This window comes from Alkalibacterium sp. s-m-28 (assembly GCF_054658175.1).
Map to the genome: position 1 here is coordinate 1 of NZ_BAAGIQ010000369.1, position 274 is coordinate 274.

Annotated in this window: 1 protein-coding gene; it reads right to left on the reverse strand. The window is 45.3% G+C overall.

Annotated elements, in window-relative coordinates; translation table 11 throughout:
• Nucleotides 1-274 (reverse strand): LysM peptidoglycan-binding domain-containing protein (locus ACYQ4S_RS12645; RefSeq protein ID WP_459771535.1); only part of this gene is annotated, 274 nt, incomplete at both ends.

Below are 274 nucleotides of genomic sequence, written 5' to 3' on the forward strand. Positions count from 1 at the left end.
GTGTTGGCGCTGGTGTTGCCTGTGCTCCACCCACAACCAATCGTTGACCAATTTGAATCACGTCACTGCTTAGATTGTTCAACCGTCTTAAGTTAGCTACCGTTGTATTGTTTGCAACGGCAATATGTGACAAGGTGTCCCCACGTACAACCGTATGTGTTCTTTGGTTTGACACAGGTGTCGGTGTTACCTGTGCTTCACCCACAACCAATCGTTGACCAATTCGAATCACGTCACTACTTAAATTGTTTAAACGTCTTAAGTTAGCTACCGT